Annotated in this window: 17 protein-coding genes and 2 pseudogenes; 11 read left to right on the top strand and 8 right to left on the bottom strand. The window is 64.1% G+C overall.

Annotated elements, in window-relative coordinates; genetic code table 11:
• Position 1 precedes the first annotated feature (1 nt).
• From OG225_RS17240 to OG225_RS17230, 3 genes are all read left to right on the top strand, one after another.
• The gene (locus OG225_RS17240) at positions 2 to 901 is read left to right on the top strand and encodes an SDR family NAD(P)-dependent oxidoreductase (protein ID WP_405182586.1); all 900 of its coding nucleotides are present in this window, start codon (positions 2 to 4) and stop codon (positions 899 to 901) included.
• 64 nt (positions 902 to 965) lie between these two features.
• A complete protein-coding gene (locus OG225_RS17235) occupies positions 966 to 1,580 on the top strand; it encodes a TetR/AcrR family transcriptional regulator (RefSeq protein ID WP_216915823.1) in 615 nt (204 codons plus the stop codon).
• A gap of 286 nt (positions 1,581 to 1,866) precedes the next feature.
• A complete protein-coding gene (locus tag OG225_RS17230) occupies positions 1,867 to 2,628 on the top strand; it encodes an SGNH/GDSL hydrolase family protein (protein ID WP_405182585.1) in 762 nt (253 codons plus the stop codon).
• Between the two features lie 185 nt (positions 2,629 to 2,813).
• On the opposite strand, the gene OG225_RS17225 is transcribed toward OG225_RS17230, so the two are convergent.
• Entirely contained in the window at positions 2,814 to 3,605 is a 792-nt protein-coding gene (locus OG225_RS17225; RefSeq protein ID WP_405182584.1) for a DeoR/GlpR family DNA-binding transcription regulator, read from the bottom strand.
• A gap of 316 nt (positions 3,606 to 3,921) precedes the next feature.
• Between OG225_RS17225 and OG225_RS17220 the strand changes: the two genes are divergently transcribed.
• Together OG225_RS17220 and OG225_RS17215 are read left to right on the top strand one after the other, a co-directional pair.
• Positions 3,922 to 4,083, top strand: coding sequence for a heme-binding protein (locus OG225_RS17220; RefSeq protein ID WP_405182583.1), 162 nt, complete (start codon positions 3,922 to 3,924; stop codon positions 4,081 to 4,083).
• Between the two features lie 391 nt (positions 4,084 to 4,474).
• Positions 4,475 to 5,407 (top strand): alpha/beta hydrolase family esterase, encoded by a 933-nt coding sequence (locus tag OG225_RS17215; RefSeq protein ID WP_405182582.1) that lies wholly within the window; start codon positions 4,475 to 4,477, stop codon positions 5,405 to 5,407.
• Here OG225_RS17215 and OG225_RS17210 read toward each other — a convergent pair.
• The gene (locus OG225_RS17210; RefSeq protein WP_405182581.1) at positions 5,392 to 5,874 is read right to left on the bottom strand and encodes an SDR family oxidoreductase; all 483 of its coding nucleotides are present in this window, start codon (positions 5,872 to 5,874) and stop codon (positions 5,392 to 5,394) included. The genes OG225_RS17215 and OG225_RS17210 overlap by 16 nt on opposite strands.
• A gap of 141 nt (positions 5,875 to 6,015) precedes the next feature.
• Between OG225_RS17210 and OG225_RS17205 the strand changes: the two genes are divergently transcribed.
• Entirely contained in the window at positions 6,016 to 6,969 is a 954-nt protein-coding gene (locus OG225_RS17205) for an AraC family transcriptional regulator (RefSeq protein WP_405182580.1), read from the top strand.
• 460 nt (positions 6,970 to 7,429) lie between these two features.
• Here OG225_RS17205 and OG225_RS17200 read toward each other — a convergent pair whose 3' ends face one another.
• From OG225_RS17200 to OG225_RS17190, 3 genes are all read right to left on the bottom strand, one after another.
• On the bottom strand, positions 7,430 to 8,245 hold the full coding sequence (locus OG225_RS17200; RefSeq protein ID WP_405182579.1) for an HpcH/HpaI aldolase/citrate lyase family protein: 816 nt from the start codon (positions 8,243 to 8,245) through the stop codon (positions 7,430 to 7,432).
• Positions 8,246 to 8,395: 150 nt separating this feature from the next.
• Positions 8,396 to 8,701: a hypothetical protein gene (locus OG225_RS17195; protein WP_405182578.1), complete on the bottom strand. Its 306-nt coding sequence runs from the start codon at positions 8,699 to 8,701 to the stop codon at positions 8,396 to 8,398.
• A 186-nt stretch (positions 8,702 to 8,887) separates the two neighbouring features.
• The gene (locus tag OG225_RS17190; protein WP_405182577.1) at positions 8,888 to 9,697 is read right to left on the bottom strand and encodes a response regulator transcription factor; all 810 of its coding nucleotides are present in this window, start codon (positions 9,695 to 9,697) and stop codon (positions 8,888 to 8,890) included.
• 130 nt (positions 9,698 to 9,827) lie between these two features.
• Here OG225_RS17190 and acs point away from each other — a divergent pair, with 130 nt between their 5' ends.
• A complete protein-coding gene (acs, locus tag OG225_RS17185; protein ID WP_405182576.1) occupies positions 9,828 to 11,759 on the top strand; it encodes an acetate--CoA ligase in 1,932 nt (643 codons plus the stop codon).
• 387 nt (positions 11,760 to 12,146) lie between these two features.
• Entirely contained in the window at positions 12,147 to 12,515 is a 369-nt protein-coding gene (locus OG225_RS17180) for an FAD-dependent oxidoreductase (protein ID WP_405182575.1), read from the top strand.
• Positions 12,516 to 12,578: 63 nt separating this feature from the next.
• Here OG225_RS17180 and OG225_RS17175 read toward each other — a convergent pair.
• Positions 12,579 to 13,723 (bottom strand): IS3 family transposase gene (locus OG225_RS17175; RefSeq protein WP_405178671.1). Its coding sequence is split into 2 segments (ribosomal slippage): positions 12,579 to 13,444 and positions 13,444 to 13,723, totalling 1,146 coding nucleotides; the frame shifts between segments, so codons are not numbered across the junction.
• 6 nt (positions 13,724 to 13,729) lie between these two features.
• Between OG225_RS17175 and OG225_RS17170 the strand changes: the two are divergent.
• The 3 genes and pseudogenes from OG225_RS17170 (at position 13,730) to OG225_RS17160 (ending at position 16,376) form a co-directional block, all read left to right on the top strand.
• Positions 13,730 to 14,880: pseudogene (locus OG225_RS17170) on the top strand (IS3 family transposase).
• Positions 14,805 to 15,077 (top strand): hypothetical protein, encoded by a 273-nt coding sequence (locus OG225_RS17165; RefSeq protein WP_405183549.1) that lies wholly within the window; start codon positions 14,805 to 14,807, stop codon positions 15,075 to 15,077. Before OG225_RS17170 ends, OG225_RS17165 begins: the two are co-directional and overlap by 76 nt.
• Before the next feature lie 681 nt (positions 15,078 to 15,758).
• Positions 15,759 to 16,376 carry a histone-like nucleoid-structuring protein Lsr2 gene (locus tag OG225_RS17160; RefSeq protein WP_405182574.1) on the top strand — a complete coding sequence of 206 codons (618 nt, stop codon included), beginning with the start codon at positions 15,759 to 15,761 and terminating at the stop codon, positions 16,374 to 16,376.
• Positions 16,377 to 16,540: 164 nt separating this feature from the next.
• On the opposite strand, the gene OG225_RS17155 is transcribed toward OG225_RS17160, so the two are convergent.
• Both OG225_RS17155 and OG225_RS17150 read right to left on the bottom strand, forming a co-directional pair.
• Positions 16,541 to 18,151, bottom strand: coding sequence for a sigma-54-dependent Fis family transcriptional regulator (locus OG225_RS17155; RefSeq protein ID WP_405182573.1), 1,611 nt, complete (start codon positions 18,149 to 18,151; stop codon positions 16,541 to 16,543).
• 16 nt (positions 18,152 to 18,167) lie between these two features.
• Positions 18,168 to 18,939 (bottom strand): annotated as a pseudogene (locus OG225_RS17150) (hypothetical protein); the annotation flags it as partial.
• Between the last annotated feature and the right edge of the window lie 77 nt (positions 18,940 to 19,016).

The following is a 19,016-nucleotide window of genomic DNA, read 5'->3' as shown; positions in this document are numbered from 1 at the left end:
TGTGGGTGATCGATTGAAGGGGCGGGTTGCCGTCGTTACCGGTGCAGGAAACGGCGTGGGGAAGGCATGTGCGTTGTCGTTGGCGGCCGAGGGGGCGCGCATAGTCGTGAACGATCTCGGTACGAGCGCGGCGGGGGAGGGGAAGAGTTCTGCCGCGGCCGACTCGACGGTTGCCGAGATTCGAGGGGCCGGCGGCGAGGCGGTCGCCAACTACGATTCCGTAGCCGAACCGTCGGGCTGCGCCAACTTGGTGCAGGCGGCGGAGCGTGCTTTCGGCCAGGTGGATATCGTGCTGGCCAATGCCGGTGCGGTGATGCCGGGGCAGGTCGATGTGTCCGACGAGCAGTACTACAGGTTGATGGATCTGTTCCTCGGTCAGAAGTTCTGGCTTTCGAGGCTGACTGTGCCGGGGATGGTCGAGCGGGGATACGGCCGGATCGTCGCGACCGCTTCCGAGGGCGCGCGAGGTGGAGTCGGCAACCCGCTCTTCGCCGCGGCGATGGGTGGGACGGTGTCGATGATGAAAGGTTTGGCGACCGAGCTGCGAGGGACAGGTGTCACGGCGAATGTCTTGGCGCCGGGGGCTTCCACCCGGACATACGAGCTGATGCTTCCCGAACTCGAGCAGGCGCACGCGGAGGGGCGGTTGAGCGATGAGATGTGGGCGCTCGCGAAGAAGGGTCCCGGACCGGTCGAGCACGTGCCGCCCATCGTGACTTGGCTGTGCACGAGTGCGGCCGCCGAGGTGAGCGGTCGAGTGTTCCATGCAGGTGGCGGGCGGATCAGCGTCTGGTCCGAGTACGAAGATCTCAACACCATCTCCAAGGGTGACCCACACGAGAACGCTCCGTACACGCTCGACGAGCTCGACGAGCTCGTGCCGAGTAAAGTCCTGGGCTGACGCCGCTTGCGAGGGCTCCCGGTTCGGTTGGATGTCCCACCACGATCACCATAGGGTCGACTCCATGCCTGCAGGACGTCCGCGCAGTGAGGCTGCGCGTCTCGCCATCCTCGCCGCCGCGCGCGAAGAGCTTTCCGAGCGCGGCTACGACAAACTCACGCTCGACCGCGTCGCTGCGAGGGCGGGGATATCGAAACCCACGGTATATCGCTGGTATCGGTCGAAGAACGCGTTGGTGGCCGAGTGTTTGCTGCATGGTTACGTTCTGACCCCTGCCATCGTGACGCAGGATTTCGGGGATGTGCGGTCCGACACCATCGGATGGATGCGGGAGTTCGCGGCGATCGCGAGGGATCCCGACGCGGTCGGATTGATCCGGGCGGCTGTAGCGGCCGCAGCGGAGGATCGGGAAATCGCGCGAGGCTTCCAGCAGCAGATGAGCGCGATCGCCCACGACGGTCTCGCCGCACGCTTGCGTCGGGGGGTCGACGCGGGGCAGCTGCGTCCGGGTACGGCCACCGACGTCGTAGCCGAGATCATCGTCGGGGCGCTCGTGCATCGGTTGCTCACCTACGAGGAGGTCACCGAGGATTTCATCGGCCATCTGGCCGTGACGGTCCTCGTCGGTATCGAAGCGTCGCCGGGCACAGGGCATCTCGACGGTTCGCTCGCCGAATGATCCTGCAATGACGGGGTCGCAGCCCCTCGGCGGGAAGAAACAGTGCCCTGCTCGGGGGCGGCGGTCCGGCCGACGGTACGCGATCGTAGGAATCGGCTGACGGCGTTCCCGGAGGTCGGGATCATGCGAGTGAATTGCTGTTCACTTCTATGCGTACCTTGTGTGATCAATTGAATGAATATACTGTCAAAGTGATTCGGATCTCGGTGTCCGGGCTACGTCGTGCGGTGGTCAGGAGACTTCGAGGATGACCGGCGGGTAAAGACTGTTCAGATCGGAGTTCCTGATGAGTAAGAATCCCATCGCCCCATCCATCAAGAAATTTCCACCTCGGCAACGTCCGGACGGTGAGCTCGTCGTCTGCCTGGGGGACAGTATTACGCACGGGCAAGTCAGCGCCGACTGGGTGACTGCGCTGATGCGCGCCGATCCGTCGCGAGCCTTCATCAATGCCGGGGTAGGCGGCGACATGGCGTGGAACATCTCTCGCCGCCTCGATGCCGTGATCGCGCTGCGCCCCGATGTCGTCACCCTGCTTGTCGGGACGAACGACGTCAGCGTGACGTTCAGTCCACAAGCCGAGCGGATGTATCGACTTCTGCAACGTATCCCTCAAACTCCGAACCTCGCCTGGTACATCGAGAACGTCGATGTCATCCTGGGCCGCCTCAGTCGGGAAACGGGTGCCCGCGTCATCGTTCTCGACATTCCGCCCGTCGGCGAGGATTTGGACAGCGAGATCAACAAGAAGGTCCTCACCTACAACGCCGCGCTTCGACTGACCGCCGCCAAGTACGGAATCGAACCGCTTCCGCTGCGGGAGCGGCTGGTCGATCTGATTCCCGCAGTGCACGAGGTACCGAAGCTCGAGGTCAAGATCAGCAAGGTGATCAGCACCACGGGCCGAGCGAGCCTGGCCCATGCGTTCGGAAAGTCATGGGACCACATCTCGCGGAAGAACGGCTATGCGTTCACGATCGACGGAGTGCATCTGGCTGACCGAGGTGGACGGGTCGTGGAAGAACTCGTCCGGTCCACCCTGGGATGAATGAACGGATGGCTGGCACGGGTCGAGATGGGAGTGCCGGTTCGATCATGAGACAGCCGACCGAATCGAGGCAAGCCCGTGCGCGCGAGAACGCTGATCGGTCGAAGGGAGCGACGCCGCGCCCCGAACTTCTGCCGTGATCGAGGTCGGCCGGACGACGAAACAACCGCTTCGAGCGCGAGCTGTCAGTGTTCTCGCGCTGTTGTTCGCGACGCGGAACCGAGTGGAACCCGAATCAGTCGTTCGCCCAAACGGTCGCTGAGCGGGGGGCCGAGTTCCTCGTCGGTGACTATGTGGTCGACCTCCTCCGTTCCGGCGATTCTAGCGAGCGCGCGGCGGCCGAATTTGGAGCTGTCGGCCACGACGATCGTGCCGGTCGCCGCGGTGATCATGGCACGTTTGAGAGGGACTTCGAGGGTGTTCATATTCGTTATTCCCGCCTCGAAGTCGACAGCGTCGGCACCGATGAATGCCCAGTTCGCGGTGTACTCACTGAGGAAAGCGATGGCGTGTTCACCGACCAGGGTGAAGGCCGAGCCGAGGAGTTCTCCTCCGGCGACCAGCAGTCGTGTTTCCGGCAATCCCGCCACGTATTTGGCGATCCGTAGGTCGTTGGTGATCACGGTCAGCCCGGTCCGGTGCCGCAACGCCACGGCGATCTCGTAGGTGGTCGAGCCGCTGTCGAGGATCACGGTGTCGCCGTCTCGTACGAAGTCGACTGCGGTCTGAGCGATCGCGGATTTCGCGTCCAGTCGTTCGTTTTCCTTCATGGCGTACGGCAGTTTGGCGGTAACCCCGGGGGTCGGACGTGCGCCACCGTGGGTGCGTTGCGCCTGCCCGGCACGCGCGAGTGCGTCGAGATCGCGCCGAATGGTCGAGGCGTCGACGCCCATCTCGTCGGCGAGGGTCTTCGCTTCCACATAGCCGTCGGTGATGAGGCGATGCAGTATCTCTCGTCGGCGAGTGCTGGTGAGCAACGGTGTCCTCCGGTGGTTCTCGGCTCTGGTCGAGGTCAGCTGACTTCTCGATCGTAGCGACGAACGCGCGAAGTATTGTCAACCCGCCACCTTGCGTGCATGGTTTCGTGCGAATCGTGTACGTATTCGTGCAGCATTGGGTGTCAGCGATCCGCGGCGGCGGCTGCTACGGCTGGAACCCGGGCATCGCGCGGAACTGCGCGCGATACTCGTCGGGGGTGTGCGTACCCGGCCGAGGCGGCGTTCCCGCTGCACCGATCGCGGCGACGACAGCAGGAAAGACTGCTGACGGGCGACGGGTTGTCGAGCGAGAGGGATGCTTACGCGCGAAGTCGATGATGCTGTCGGCGAATGCCTCATCTTCGCCGGCGGCGTACCCCTCACCCGCGACGGAGTCGTCGTCGGCGGCCTCGGCGTCAGTGGCGGCTCCGGTGAGCAGGACCAGACCGTGGCCGAAGCGGGACTCGCAGCACTCTAGTTCGGAGAAGATGGGCTATCACCGCTCCGATACGCCGGGTACTTGTTCGCGAAAGTGTTACAGCACTGTCGAGTCGAACGGACAGACGCCGGACCCGGAGTTGAACGACGACGGCGGCCGTCCATCGTCGCCGCTACGGAGATGAACCTGGCGGCGTCGCCGATGAATGGCTGGGACGAAGCGGAGGTGAAGGAGGTGATCGGCATCGGAAACCATGACGACTCGGCTATCGCCTTGCTCGTGTCGATCGGATACCCCGCCGAAGAACTGCTTCATCCCTGTCGACCCCTTTGGAGCGCAACGTTTTCCACGAGCGGTACATCGCGAAACAAGCGGGCAAGTCCGGTCCGGCCCTATGACCGACCGGTCGGTCATAGGGTACGGTCGCATCATGTTCCGACACGAGTTCGCCAACACGCTCTCGCGCGTGATCGGCGTTGTCACAGCATTTCTCATGGTTTCGACATGGCCCCTCGCGCTCGCGAACGCCGAGTCGGAGATGGGGGTGACCGTCGCCGATTACGTCAATGCGGCCGGTTCGCGCCGCTACCTCGTCTACACCCCTTCGGGTGACACCGAGGGAAGACCGATGATCGTGTGGCTCCACGGTTGCGACCCGGCAGCGAACGACCCGACAAAGCTTCTCGAGTCACCGTTGGCCAGGGTCGCCCGCGAGCGGGGGTTCGTCTTGGTTTCCCCGATGCAACCCACGTCCGCGCATCCGGGCGCGTGCTGGAACTGGGGGCGTGAGAGTGATCAGCATCGTGGCAGTGGTGAGCCGTCGATCATCGCCGGGATCACCGAGGAGGTCCGGGACCGGCTCGGTATCGACCCGGACCGGGTGTACGCCATCGGTCACTCCGCCGGCGGCCTGATGACCACGATCATGGGCGCTACCTACCCCGACATCTACGCCGAGATCAGTTCGTGGTGCACCGGGGCCTACGCGGGCGGCACGGATACCACCGGGCTCGCCGCACACGCCGAAATGGGTTCTCGCGCACGCCCGTTGCCGGTTCTGGTGGTAGAGAGCAACACCGATCCCCTCAGCACTGTTCCGCTCGGGCGGATGGCGGTGGGGCAGTGGGTCGGCACCAACTCCGCGACCCTCGCGATGGCGAGTCATCCTCGACCTCGCGTGCTGCGTCAGGAGGCCGATCCCGGCCGCGGATTCGAACACGGCGCCACGGTCGAGACCTACGATTTCGGTCCGGCGCAGGTGCGGATGCTTGCCCTCGATGACGGCGGTCATCTCCTGGACGGAGACAGTGATGGCGTGACCGAATACGCCGTCGACTTCGTGCTGGGTTATCGACTGAGGTAACCGCGGGTGATCGCCGACCTGTCCACACCGTTCACCCGAAGCGGGGCGTCCCCGGCCCCAGGGCGTGCGCCGGAGCTGAATGTGATCGAGCCGCCGTCGCGCAGTCGCGGTGCGGCGTACTTGGCGGAGAGCAACGCGCCCCAGAAACGGCGTTCGAAGACGGCCCTGGCCTCCTGCGGGCTGGTGTCGATCAAGGGCTTGATCAGCAGTGATTCACCCGCGGTGTAGACGAGGTGGTCGAACTCCCCGATCTGCTCGAAGAACTCGGCGATGGCGTTGCCGTCGGCGACGTCCAGGCGTCGGCCTTCGGCCGGCGCGCCGAGTTGCTTCGTCGCGGCGTCCACGCGGTCCTGATTACTGGAGGCGATCACGACCTCCGCGCCGACCGTGGCGGCCTGTTGGGCTACCGCGAAGCCGATGCCGGAGGTTCCGCCGATGATCACGATCTTCTTACCAGCCAGAGACATGGGATCCATTCCTTCGTCGATGCAGTGCCGATCCGGCAACCGGCAAGGCTTGAACCTACGCCTGTGCATCGAGACGGTGAATGCCTTGAAGTCTCTGATTCATGTCATATCGTCTCGCCTCATCGCTACTAGAGTGGTGCTGTGGACATTCTCAGCGACACCCTCGAAGTCCTGCGTACCGGACGCTCGATGGTGACACGCACCGACGCGCACGCCCCGTGGGCGCTGAAGTTCCAACCCGTCTCGGGAGCCGGATTCCACGTGGTGGTGGAAGGGCGCTGCCATGTGCTGGCACCGCACGGCCGACCGCTCGCGCTCGGGCCCGGCGACATCGTGTTCCTGCGGCGTGGCAGCGGGCACACATTGTGCGACGCGCCGGGCCGCGATCCGGTGGACTTCGTGCCCGAGCGTGTGGACCGTTCCTCTCCGATCGGCCAGGTCACCGTGGACGGCCCGGGCCCGCGCACGGTACTGGTGTGCGGTGCGTACGCGATCGACGTCGATCGCCCGCATCCGCTGTTCAGCGATCTACCGGAGCTCATCCACCTGCCCGCGGTTCCCGGCCGTCACCCGGTGCTGCGCTCGGCGGTCGATCAACTGTGCGCCGAGTTCCATGCGCCGCAACCGGGTTCGGACGCGGTCGTCACTGCGCTGGTCGATCTCCTCCTGATGTACATCCTGCGGTCGTGGTATTCCGCACTACCGAAGGAGCCGGCCCGGGGGTGGGTGGCCGCGCTGACCGACCCGGTAGTCGCCCCGGCCCTGAAGGCGATCCACGACGATCCCGGCCATCCCTGGACCGTGGAATCGCTGGGCGCCCGGGCCGGGCTGTCTCGCGCGGCGTTCGCTCGCCGTTTCGCCTCGGTGGTCGGCGAGCCGCCGTTGGCCTACCTGACCAACTGGCGGATGGCCACCGCGGCGCGGTTACTGCGCCGATCACAGACCCCGCTGAGCGCGATCGCGCAGCACACGGGGTACACGTCGGAATTCGCCTTCGCCAAAGCATTCAAACGACACTTCGGATCGGCGCCGGGGGCCTACCGCAAGCAGGTCGAGACGGTAGACGGCGAACCACGCGGAGACAACGGACGGTGAGACAGCGCCGACCGACGACTTCGACAACAGACCGAAACCGAAGCGAGTCGCGCCCGACGCGTTGCCCGCCAGCCGCCAATCCTCAGCGACCAGCCTCGATCCGCCCGCCGTCGCGGCAAACCATCGACCACGCTGCCGTCGTCGATGACGCCATACCGCCCACGGCGGTTGTGCCGAGTTCGGTTCAGGCGTCGTAGTGGGGAGACCGCATCTGGCGGCTGGCTTCTTCGGTGATATCCCCGTCGAACAATTTGGTCTGGAAGCTCACCGACATCGCGGCTACCTCGGTCGGGAAGTAGACGTCGGCGAAATGCCGTGCGTTGTCGTAACCGTCGAACTCGTGGAAGCCGCCGGGAGTATCGGTGCCGATTCCCTGAGAGCGGAAGGTGGCCGAGCGTCGCGCCGAGCGCGGATACCGAAGGTGCAGTGTTACGGCCGGTCGGTCTCGTGAACAGCGAGGCTACGAGAGGGTGGCCCGGTCGGCTTGCCGAAGAATGCGTTCTGCTCTGGCCAACACCGGAGGATCGACCATCTGATTGTCGATCACGACAACTCCTTCATGGACCACCCGGGCTATTCGGGTTGCCCACGCTATCTCTGTTTCGGTGGGGGTGAGCGAGGCATTGACATACTCGACTTGTCTGGGATGGATGCAGAGTTTGCCGGTGAACCCGAATTCGCGAGAGGCCGCCACGTCGGTGAGTAGCTGGTCGAACGGTTCGAGGACTGTGGTGACTCCGTCGATGGGTGGGAGAATGCCCGCAGCGGCGGAAGCGAGCACCACGCGGCCACGCGCGTAGGCGAGCGCTGTCTGTGACATGGGGTCGACGCCGAGTTCCGCGGCAAGATCCACGTTTCCGATCGCTATACGAATAGTGCCCGGTACCCGGCAGATTCGATCGGCGTCGGTGATCCCCGCAGCGGTCTCGATGAGCGGTATCAACCGATCTTCGCCCAGCGCCGCGACGAGATCGGCAAGGCCCGCAAGGGATTCCGCTTTGGGAAGCATCAATACCGCGTCGGTGTCACGCAGGGCGGCGATCTCCTGGGCGTGCCATTGCGTACCTATGCCGTTGATTCGAACAACGGCACTCGCTCCTTCGGCGAGCCATGAGATCGCATTGCCGAGGGCGATCGATTTCTCGGCCGGTGGGACAGCGTCTTCCAAGTCGATGATGATGGCGTCAGCGCCGGAATCGACAGCTTTGGCGAATCGCTCGGGTCGGTTGCCGGGAACGAACAGAAGGCTGCGCGCAATTCCGGTGGTCGTCTGCATGGCTCTCCTGCCGTCGGTTCTATATTTGTACGGCCAAATATGCCTTCATGCTCGGGTATCGTCAAACTATCGGTGTAAGTAGCGGGCATCGTGGCGGCCTCGCGAGCGGCATACACCGAAATCGGTATCTATGTGGCGCCCACCGCGTGTTCACGCGGCGCGGGGGACTACCTCGGCGAACAGCCGGTCGAGTACCGGCCCGGGGTCCGCGCCCGCGGTGGCGGGAAGGAAGATGAAGTGCCGCGCGCCCGCATCGTAGAAACTGCACAGTGTTGCCGTCACATCAGCGGCCGTGCCGGCGGCGGCGACGCTGTCGATCATGGTCCGAAAGTCTTGGCTGTAGGTGCCGCCCATTGTGCGGGCGCCTTCTTCGCGAGCGATATCGTCGTCCGGGTCGATGTTGAGGAAGCGGCCGTCGTGTATGACCTCCTCGGCTGTCCACAATCGCCGTGTCAATCGTGGCCTTCGCCGAGAGAAGAAACTGATGCGCTCGCTCCACTGACGGTGTTACGCGCGGAGCGCGGTGAAGTGGATTCCGGTGTTGACGCCGCTGCGACTCCGCGAACCCCGATTGGCCGAACCGCCGGAGCGTTTGTTCGGCTCCGAGGATCGGGCTGTGCGAGATTCGGTACAGCCCGGCCTTCAGCCGATCAGGCCGAGTTCTCGGGCTCGTCCGACCGCTTCGTGGCGACTGTGGGCATCGAGTCGGGCCATGGCGGCGCGTAGGTAGCTTTTGACGGTCGCGGGGGACAGGCCGAGACGGTCGGCGATCGCCGCGTTGCGGTGGCCGAGCGCGGCCAGGGCCAGTACGTCGAGTTGTCGTGGCGTCAGGGTGATTGTCGAGTCAGGTGTGAAGGCACTGTCGAGGAGTTCCCGGATCCGTGGTCCGACCGAGGTGTCCGGCGAGGTCGAGACCAGCTGCCGGATCTCGGCGTAGAAACGTCGAAGTCTGGCGAGTTCGACCGAGTCGGCGTCGGCGGAACTGGATGTAGGGCTTTTTCGGGTGTGGACGGCCAGTTCGGTCGATGTCCGTATCCCTTCGCGGAACAGCGCCGACAGCAATTTCTGCGATAGCGGTCGTGGCTCGCGTGTGCCGACGTAGATCAATCCTGCCAACGTGTCGTCGACGATCACGGGTGCGACGGCCAGAGCGCTGATGCCTTCGGCGAGGATCTGGCGGTCGTAGTCGTGGGTGATCGTGCGCGCGGTGCCGTAGTCATCGACGAATTGTGGGGTGTGGCGTATCCAGGTTTGCCCGCCGAGGCCTCGGCCTTCGCGGATGGTGAGTGTGTGTAGATCGGGCGAGCGGGTTCCCGCGACCGAGGTGATCGGTATGCGGTCGCCTGTTCGGATACCACCGAAGGTCAGGGGTGCCGCTGTGGTCGTCCGGAGCCTGACGACGGCCCGCCGCACGAGTGTCTGGGCGGTATATGGATCGGTGTCGAGCGTCAAGGGTGACTACCGCCTTTCGGGGCTGGTGCGATCGTGGGTCGTATCCGAGTATGTGTCCTGGGTCATCGTTGTCAGGCCAGTGTTGCCTGGCAAGCGGCCTTCTGTCACCTGCGCCTGAATGAGAGATTCGATGAGTCGTCCGCAGTCGAGCGAGCCCGTGTCCTACCCGCCGAGCCCGGAGTTCACCGCCGCGGCCAATGCCGGCCCCGAACTGCGAGCCGCCGCGGAGGCGGACAGGCTCGGGTTCTGGGGCGCACAGGCCGAGCGTCTGGACTGGGCGACCTCGTGGACGCAGGTACTCGACTGGTCGGACGCGCCCGTGGCGAAATGGTTCGTCGGAGGCAGTTTGAACGTTGCCTACAATTGCGTGGATCGGCATGTCGAAGCAGGCAACGGTGATCGGGTAGCGATCCATTTCGAGGGCGAGCCGGGTGATACGCGGTCGCTGACCTACCGCGACCTGCTCGCGGAGGTGTCGCGGGCGGCGAACACTTTTACCGACCTGGGTCTGGTGGCCGGTGATCGGGTCGCGATCTATATGCCGATGATTCCCGAAGCGATCGTGACGATGCTCGCGTGCGCACGCCTCGGGCTGACACATTCGGTCGTCTTCGCGGGGTTCTCGGCCACCGCGCTGCGTTCGCGGATCGATGATGCGCAGGCGAAACTCGTCGTCACCGTCGACGGACAGTGGCGCCGCGGGCAGGCCGCGCCGCTCAAGTCGGCCGTCGACGAGGCTGTCGAGGGCGCGGAGTCGGTGCGGAACGTCCTGGTGGTCGCGCGGACCGGAATCGCCGTCGACTTCACCGAGGGGCGTGACCTGTGGTGGCACGAGACCGTCGGGAAGGCGTCTGACGAGCACACCGCGCGGGCGTTCGACGCCGAGCATCCGCTGTTCATCCTCTACACCTCCGGCACGACCGGCAAACCGAAGGGCATCATCCACACCTCGGGTGGTTACCTCACCCAGGCGTCCTACACCCATCACAACGTGTTCGATCACAAGGCCGGCGTCGACGTGTACTGGTGCACCGCCGATATCGGTTGGGTGACCGGCCACTCCTACATCGTCTACGGGCCGCTGAGCAACGGTGTCACGCAGGTGGTCTACGAGGGCACACCGAATTCACCGAACGAACACAGGCATTTCGAGATCATCGAAAAGTATGGTGTGTCCATCTATTACACCGCGCCGACTCTGGTGCGGACGTTCATGAAGTGGGGACGCGATATTCCCGACGCTCACGATCTGTCCTCGATCCGTCTGCTCGGTTCGGTCGGTGAGCCGATCAACCCCGAGGCCTGGCGCTGGTTCCGTGACGTCATCGGTGCTGGCAGTGCGCCGATCGTGGACACCTGGTGGCAGACCGAGACCGGTGCCATCATGATCTCGCCTCTGCCGGGGATCACCGCGACCAAACCCGGGTCGGCGATGGCGCCACTGCCGGGCATCTCGGCGAAGATCGTCGACGACCGAGCCCGCCCGCTGGGGGCGGGCGGCAACGGTTACCTGGTGCTCGATCAGCCGTGGCCGTCCATGCTGCGTGGGATCTGGGGCGATATGCAGCGCTACATCGACACCTACTGGTCCCGCTACGCCGAGGAGGGCTGGTACTTCGCCGGTGACGGCGCCAAATACGACGAAGACGGCGCCCTGTGGGTCCTGGGCCGAGTCGATGATGTGATGAACGTCTCCGGGCACCGCATCTCGACCTCCGAGGTCGAATCCGCGTTGGTCGCCCACCACGCGGTGGCCGAAGCGGCTGTGGTGGGAGCCGCCGACGAGACCACCGGACAGGGCATCGTCGCGTTCGTCATCCTGCGTGAAGGTGCCGAGAACACCGGTGACACCTTGATCGGGGAACTGAAAGCTCAGGTGTCCACCGAGATCTCGCCGATCGCCAAACCACGCCAGATCACCATCGTCCCCGAATTGCCCAAGACCCGATCCGGCAAGATCATGCGACGTCTGTTGCGCGACATCGCCGAAGGCCGCGAACTCGGCGACACCTCGACCCTGGTCGACCCCAAAGTCTTCGACACCCTGCGCGAGAGTCGGTAGTCCGCACGGGCTGTCGGTTCAAACTGCTGAGCGCTCTCTCGACCGCAGCGTGATCCGGGCACCTCGAGTGGTAGTGCGGACTCGGTCAGAAGATGCCGCCGAGGGGCGGTACTTGTCACCGGTCCACGCAGCAGCCCCCAGAGCCGTTCACCGGACAGAACCTTCTTGAAGGCTTTCACGTTGTGTTGCCGTCGGGGCGCCCCTACGGGGAACCCGGGTCGCTGCAGCGGCATACGCAAGAAATCTGTGCATGACGCTGGTCGGAATTCGATGGATGGGCGAGCACGCGGTGATGTTCAGCCGTGATGCGGCTCACTGCGCCGTCGCGTCACAAGTGGTCGGCGGCCGGCATCCCATGTGCGATTCGTTTCACAGCAGGAGGCAGACATGAAGGTTGTGGTGGTAGGTGCCGGCTATGCGGGGACCATCGCGGCGAACCGGCTGGCGGGGAAGGCACGCGATGCCGAGATCACGGTGATCAACCCGCGGTCGGACTTCGTCGAGCGAGTGCGCTTGCACGAGCAGGTCGCCGCGACAGGTGCGGCCTCGACTCCGCTCACCTCGATGCTGCGCGGTGGGATCACCGCGCAACTGGGCATCATCGACAAGATCGGTGACGGCGGTATCACACTCGACGACGGCGGGAGTGACACCTTCGACTACCTGTTCCTCGCTGTGGGCAGCACGTTCGTACCACTGCCCGGCGCCGTCGCGGTGGTGAATCTCCCCGGGTTCTGTGCTCACCTCTTTCCTTGAGAGGATGGGCAGATCATGCCAAGGGACTGCCCCGGCTTTGGTTGACTCGCGGGGTGTGGTGTTTCAGGCCGCGAGTGCGGGCTGATTGATTGTCTCAAACTCGATCGGGGTCAGTCGCCCGAGTCGGCGTTGTCGACGCTTTCGGTGGTAGGTCTTCTCGATCCAGACCACGATGGCCAGGCGCAGTTCCTGCCGAGTCGACCAGCGTTGGCGGTCCAGCACATTGCGTTGCAGCAACGCGAAGAACGATTCCATCGCAGCATTGTCGCCACATGCCCCGACCTTGCCCATAGACCCTCGTAAACTGTTGTCCGCCAACACTTTAACAAACCTCCGAGACCGGAACTGGCTACCACGATCGGAATGAACGATCGTGTCTTGCGGACCCCGCAGCGCGATCGCGTTCACCAGCGCCGCCACCGCCAGGGACGCCTTCATCCGCGAATCGATCGAATAGCCGACGATCCGGTTGGAGTGCACGTCCTTGATCGCGCACAGATAGAGCTTGCCCTCATCGGTCCAATGTTCGGTAATGTCGGTGAGCCACAACGCATTCGGTGTGTCCGCGGTGAACTTGCGCTGTACCAGATCGTCATGGGCCGGGGGTCCGGACTTGCGGGTCAGGCCCCGCTTCTTGGCGAACACACTCCAGATCCGCTGCTGCGAGCACAACCGGGCGACCCGGTTCTCCCCGGCGGTGATCCCGCGTGCCGGCAGCTCGTCAGCGATGAAACGGTACCCGAACGCGGGATCCTCGGCATGGATCCCCAGGGCTGCGTTGATCAGGTGCGCGTCATCCCAGTCACGTTGTGAGACAGGGTGTTTCTTCCACTTGTAGAACCCTTGTCGAGAGAATTCCAGTACCCGGCAGGTCACCGCGACGGGGATGCCGTCGGTGGCGAGGTCAAGGACCAGCGGGTACATCATTTTGGGTTGACGCCCCGGGAGAAATAGGCCACCGCGCGGCGCATGACCTCGGCTTCTTGTTCGAGTTCGCGAATCCTCTTCTTGGCCTCGCGCAGCTCTGCTGACTCCTGGCCGGTCACACCGGGCCGGTGACCCTCTTCGATATCGGCCTTGCGCAGCCAGTTCTGCAGGCAACTCACCGAGATCCCGAAATCCTTGGCGATTTTCGGCAACGGGATCTCGCCCTTGCGGGCGAGCGCGACCACGTCGCGACGGAACTCCACGGGATAGGGCTTGGGCATGGTGACATCCTTCCAGCGAGGACCAGGTCCTCACAGGTCAGGAGTCAACCGAACCGGGGGCAGTCCCCAACGAAGTACGACGAAGCGACCAAGGTCAAGGCTGTCCGGCTGGTCATCGATCATCGTGAGAACTACGCGAGTGAGCGACCCGTGACATCGTTGATCTGTGAGTTCATCGCCGAACACAAGGGCCGTTTCGGGGTCGTTCCGATCTGCCGCGCGCTGTCGGCGCACGGATGCCAGATCGCCCCGAGACGTTCTACGCCTGGCTGGCGCGCCCGCCCTCGCGGCGGGAGCTGTGGGATATCGCGGTGACCGGGATACTGGCCGGGCTACTACGAGCCCGACGAGACCGGCCGGCGCGCTCCGGAGTCGCTGTACGGGGCGGTGAAGATGTGGGCTCACCTGCAACGACAAGGCCTGGCGGTGGCCCGCTGCACGATCGAGGGAGTTGATGCGCGCCAACGGGTGGCGCGGGGTGACCCGGCGTAAGAAGGTCCGCACCACCGAGTCGGATCCCGCGGCGGGCAGGGCTGCGGATCTGGTGGATCGCCGGTTCCGGGTACTGGCGCCGAATTTGCTGGTCGTGGCCGATTTCACCTAATGTGCGGCTCGCGTCGGGGGCGTTCGCGTACACCGCGTTCGTCATCGATGCCTACGCGGGCCGGATCGTGGGCTGGGAGTGCTCGACGAGCAAGGAGACCGAGTTCGTGGAGTCTGCGATCCGCCAGGCGGCATCACTGCGGGAACGTGAAGGGACTCCGTTGACCGGCATCACGATTCATCATTCCGATGCCGGAAGTCAGTACACGTCAGTGCATTTCGGAGAAACTCTGACCCTGTCGGGGTTGGTTCCCTCGATCGGTTCGGTCGGTGACGCCTACGACAATGCGTTGGCCGAGAACACAATCGGGCTCTACAAGACCGAAGCGGTACGTGAGGATTCACCGTTCCGGACCGAGCCGCTGCGGCGCCTGGCCGATGTCGAACAGCCTACCTACACGTGGGTCATCTGGTACAACGACTCCCGGCTGATGCACCGGCTCGGCCGCAAACCGCCGATCGAGCTTCCAGAATCACCATGCCGAAGAAGGTCTTCGTCTACACCGAACTCCAACTCTCCGTCCCGTTCGACCAGGTGCCGTGGCCTCGGATGAATCCGGTCCTGCTCGCGCAGCCGGGCCCGGTCCGCAAGACCTGGCTCAGCGGGATCGGCACCGATACTCCCGGTGGCTTCTACGAGTTCGACGGTTACGACAACGCGCGGCACTTCGCCGACGTCTACTTCCCGACCGAGGCGGCCTCGATTGCTGCGGTAAGCCTGTTCGACATGATCGCGCATCGCAGTCTTTGACTTGGGGCCAGAGTGCGGAGATGGCCGAGCACGACGAATTCAGCACCGCCACGAACTTCGAGGTCTATTTCGCAGACCGGGATCGCCATGGCGCGGCAGGAACGAGAGCACGAACGGACTTCTGCATTACCGGTACAAGATGCGGTGTGGTTTGCCACCGGATCGGTTTTCTGCCCGGACTGGTGGGTTTGCTTCGATCATTGCGATCAACGACGAGTTGTTCCACTGGGAAGTTACGAAGTGGCGCCGCCACCGCAGCAGGTGTGATCTCTGAGTGCGAATAGGCCGACGGAGAATCTGGTCGGCGTATGTCTGTATTGATCGCAGTAGGTTTGGGTGCGAGTGGACCATCGCCACGTGGACACCGGCGGTGCTGGTTTTCGCTGGCTCGGCGACTTCGGGGGTGAGTGGTGCCGCAGAACTCGGTGGTGGGAGTATCGGCGATCACCCTGCGCGGAGCTCACGAGGCCAACGAAATTCGACCTGAGTCTACCTGCCGGTTCCGTGCGGCCGACGTACGATCGTCTCTAGTGTCGGCACTCCGTTCGTCGAAGATCTGAAGCCACATCCGGGACGATGTATAACCGAATGCTGTTTGGCTGATCGAGTCGCGATATGAGCGGCGGACGGAACGAACCGGACGGGTTGTTAGCGTGCAGAATTGGGTGCTAGCCTGCGCACATGGCTAAGTCTACTGTGATCGTCACCAGAGATGACTGGACCGGCGATATCGTCGAGGCGACCGATATTGCCCCCAAGCAAATCACCACGTTCAGTTTCAATGGACGGGAATATTCACTCGATCTTTCGATGGCGAGCGCCGATGAGCTGCAGGCGGCCCTCGCTCCCTGGATGGAGAAGGCGTCGAACGTCAACGTTGTCGGGCGGCGGTCTCGACAGGTCCGGGCTGGGGGCCGGCAGTCCGAGGAGCCAACCTCCGAGGGCCGCACCGATATTCGTGAATGGGCGCGGCGCAATGGGTTCGATATCGGCCCGCGCGGCAGAATCCCGGAAGTCATCGTGCAGGCATACCAGGACCGCGATGACACGCTCCAGGAACCTGTCGACGACGAAGACTCCGTTCCCGAGTCCGAGGCCAACGTCAGTGCGGTGACTGTCGATGCGGGACCGGCCGTCGAAGCGGAGCAGGAGCATGTCAGCGACGAATCCAAGCCGACCGTCGCCGAGCGTGCGGCAATTCGCCAGTGGGCGCTCGCGCAGGGGCGGGATGTGAAATCTCGCGGCCCACTGTCGCCGGAACTCATCCGCGACTATCGCCAAGCGCATGCCGCAGCATGACCCGATCGGTCGCGCTGACGCGGACATTCAGTTCGTGCCGGTGGGTGGATGTCGTCGAACGGTCGCTGAACCGAGCCTCGGTAGTGAATTCGGCTGTACAACAAACTTATTCACCTCGGAGTAGTGCGAAGAGCGCGGCCGTGGCCGCACGCCTATTTCGCGCGTTATCCGATAATGCCGAATTCCTTGATCCTGCGGTAGATCGTGGCGCGCGAGATGCCGAGGGCGGTCGCTGCGGCTTTCTTGTTCCCGGCGTTCTCTTCGAGGCTGCGGACGATGGCGTCGCGCTCGAGTGCCTCGATCGGTGTCAGGACATGTCTGCTCAAGGCACGACACATCGGTGGCAACTGCTCGATCTCGATGACGCCGGATCGTTGTCGCTGCACGACATCCCGAAGCACCTCTCTCAATTCGGAGACGTTCCCGGGCCAGCTGTATTTGCTCAGCTGACTCATCCGCATCGCCGCGGAAGACAGTTTCGGTTCGGTGCCGCGGCCGAGCTGGCGGAGCAGGTGCGGAACGAGGTCGTGCAGATCCTCGATCTGGTGGCGCAGTGCGGGAACAGGGACAGTGTGGCTGAAACGTGTGAGGAGCAGACTGTCGGCTTCGGTGTCGTGGGTGGCGCCACCGATCGTCGCACCGAGCCATCCGGCATCCTCACGGCCTTGGATCAGCTCGGCGAGCAGCCTCTGATATTCGTTGTCGAGTAGGTCGATGTCACGCAAGATGACGTTGAAACGATCCTGCGCGAGTTCCTGTTCGAGTGCCTGCACCGCGCTGTCGTCGGCGACCAGTTCGGCGGAGGAGAAAATTCGGGTCGGTGTCAGGACATGGGCGGTCGCGGCCGCTTTGAGGACTGCTGTTCGACCGCTTCCCGGTTCCCCGGAAACCGTGACCCACCTCCCGGCTCGCGCGTGGCGGGTGATCTGCTGGCAGCCGCGGCGCCATGAGGCGCTGCTCCCGACGATGCCGGGCAGATAGCCGATGGTCTCGATCCGGCCGCTGGTGGTCGCGGGGGTGCTCAGCAGGTGGACGTGGAACAACGCGGTCTGCCCGCGAGTGTCGGCATCGAAGATGTCCGCCGGCGAGAGCCGCGCGGTCCTTCCGCTGGGCAGCGTCACGATACGACGGAAGGCGGCGGGGCCGCCGATCTGGTCGATGGCGTGCTCGACCAGCGCGGCCTGATCCACCGCGTCCAGCGCCAGCCGAAGCCGTAGATTGAGGAGCACGATGTTGTCGCCGAGCGCGAGGACACCGCTCCGGGGGGAGCGTCGACAGGCTTTCAGGTAGGCGTTCAGCAATGAAATCTGTTGAGCACCGGCCTGAGCGAGCAGCCGGGCTTCGATCTGGGCGGTGGCTGATCTGGCCAGCGTCGCCAGCAGCGGACCCCGGTCTTCCACCCAGCCGGTGAGGTCGAGTACTCCCGCGAGGGTGCCGGCGATCGGGTGGGTGATCGGGACACCGGCGCAGGCCAGTCGACCGAGGCATGCCACGTAGTGTTCGGCACTGGTGACGAGGGCGGGCCGCCGGGTCTCGAGGGCGGTTCCGATGCCGTTGGTGCCGGCGAATTCCTCGGAATAGCTGTATCCCGGCGCGAGACTGACCTCATCGAGGATGCGGTAGAGGCGTCTGCTCGAGGTGATCCTGGTCAGCACCACCCCATCGGGCGAGGTGAGGATGACGCCGACGGGCTCCTCGGTCAGTCCGTCCGCCAGTTGCCTCAGGACCGGCTCGGCGGCGGCGAGCAGCGGCGAGTCGGGATCGGGCTCGCGCACGTAGGGAAGATCGAGTCTCGTGCACGTAGCCCTTGTCGACGATCCGTTTCCACGCCTCCTCGACCAGGTCGTGCGGAATGGTGCGGCCGTACTTCTCGAGCGGGATCAGATAGCTGCGGTAGTAGTCGTCGTAGATCCACCGCCGCCACATCTCGGTGTAGCTCTCGCGATCCTTGCGTCGGTCCTTGGTGCCGTACTCGATGAAGGTGCCGATCGCGGCGTCGACCACGTAGATGTTCGCCGCGGTGATCGCGTCGCCGGTGATGAAGCCTTCACCGAACTGCCTGCCGATGGTGCCCGCGTAGTTGTTCGCGAAGGCCTTCTCGGGTCATATCGAACCCGGCGGGATCGATATAGTTGTTCATATACAACTTCTTGAGATTCATCTGGATCGTGGAGTGGCGCACCTCATCGATCATCTGAACCGCGAGTCCGTTGTGGATCTCCGGATTCGGAACCGCGTCGATCGCCATGGGCATCGCCCGTGCGGCCGAGATCTCCGGGAACGGGATGATCGACAGGAACAGTTTCTGCCACTCGAGCCATCGTTGCTGAACCTGCCGGAACATGCTGCCGCGGATCGCACCGTCCGTGGCACCGTAGACGCGATTGTCCTTCTCCTCCTCCATCGGGAAGTAGGAACGCATGATCTGCTTCAGCGGATCCTTCTTCGGGGCCTTCTCGAAGGTGTAGTCGGTCCCGAACCGGGTCGCTGGTGTCGCGAAGGTGGGATCCCATGACAATTCGGTGATTTTAGCGCGGGCCTTCGTCAGGCTTTGCCTAATCAATGTCCGCCTCCTGAATCGTGTGCCGACCTGTTGCCGGCGACGAGGACGTTGTGCGATTGATGAAACCCTGTGATCCA

It is taken from the genome of Nocardia sp. NBC_01377, assembly GCF_045040005.1.
In the GTDB taxonomy this organism is placed as follows: domain Bacteria; phylum Actinomycetota; class Actinomycetes; order Mycobacteriales; family Mycobacteriaceae; genus Nocardia; species Nocardia noduli.
This window is presented reverse-complemented; position numbering and strand designations above follow the sequence as displayed.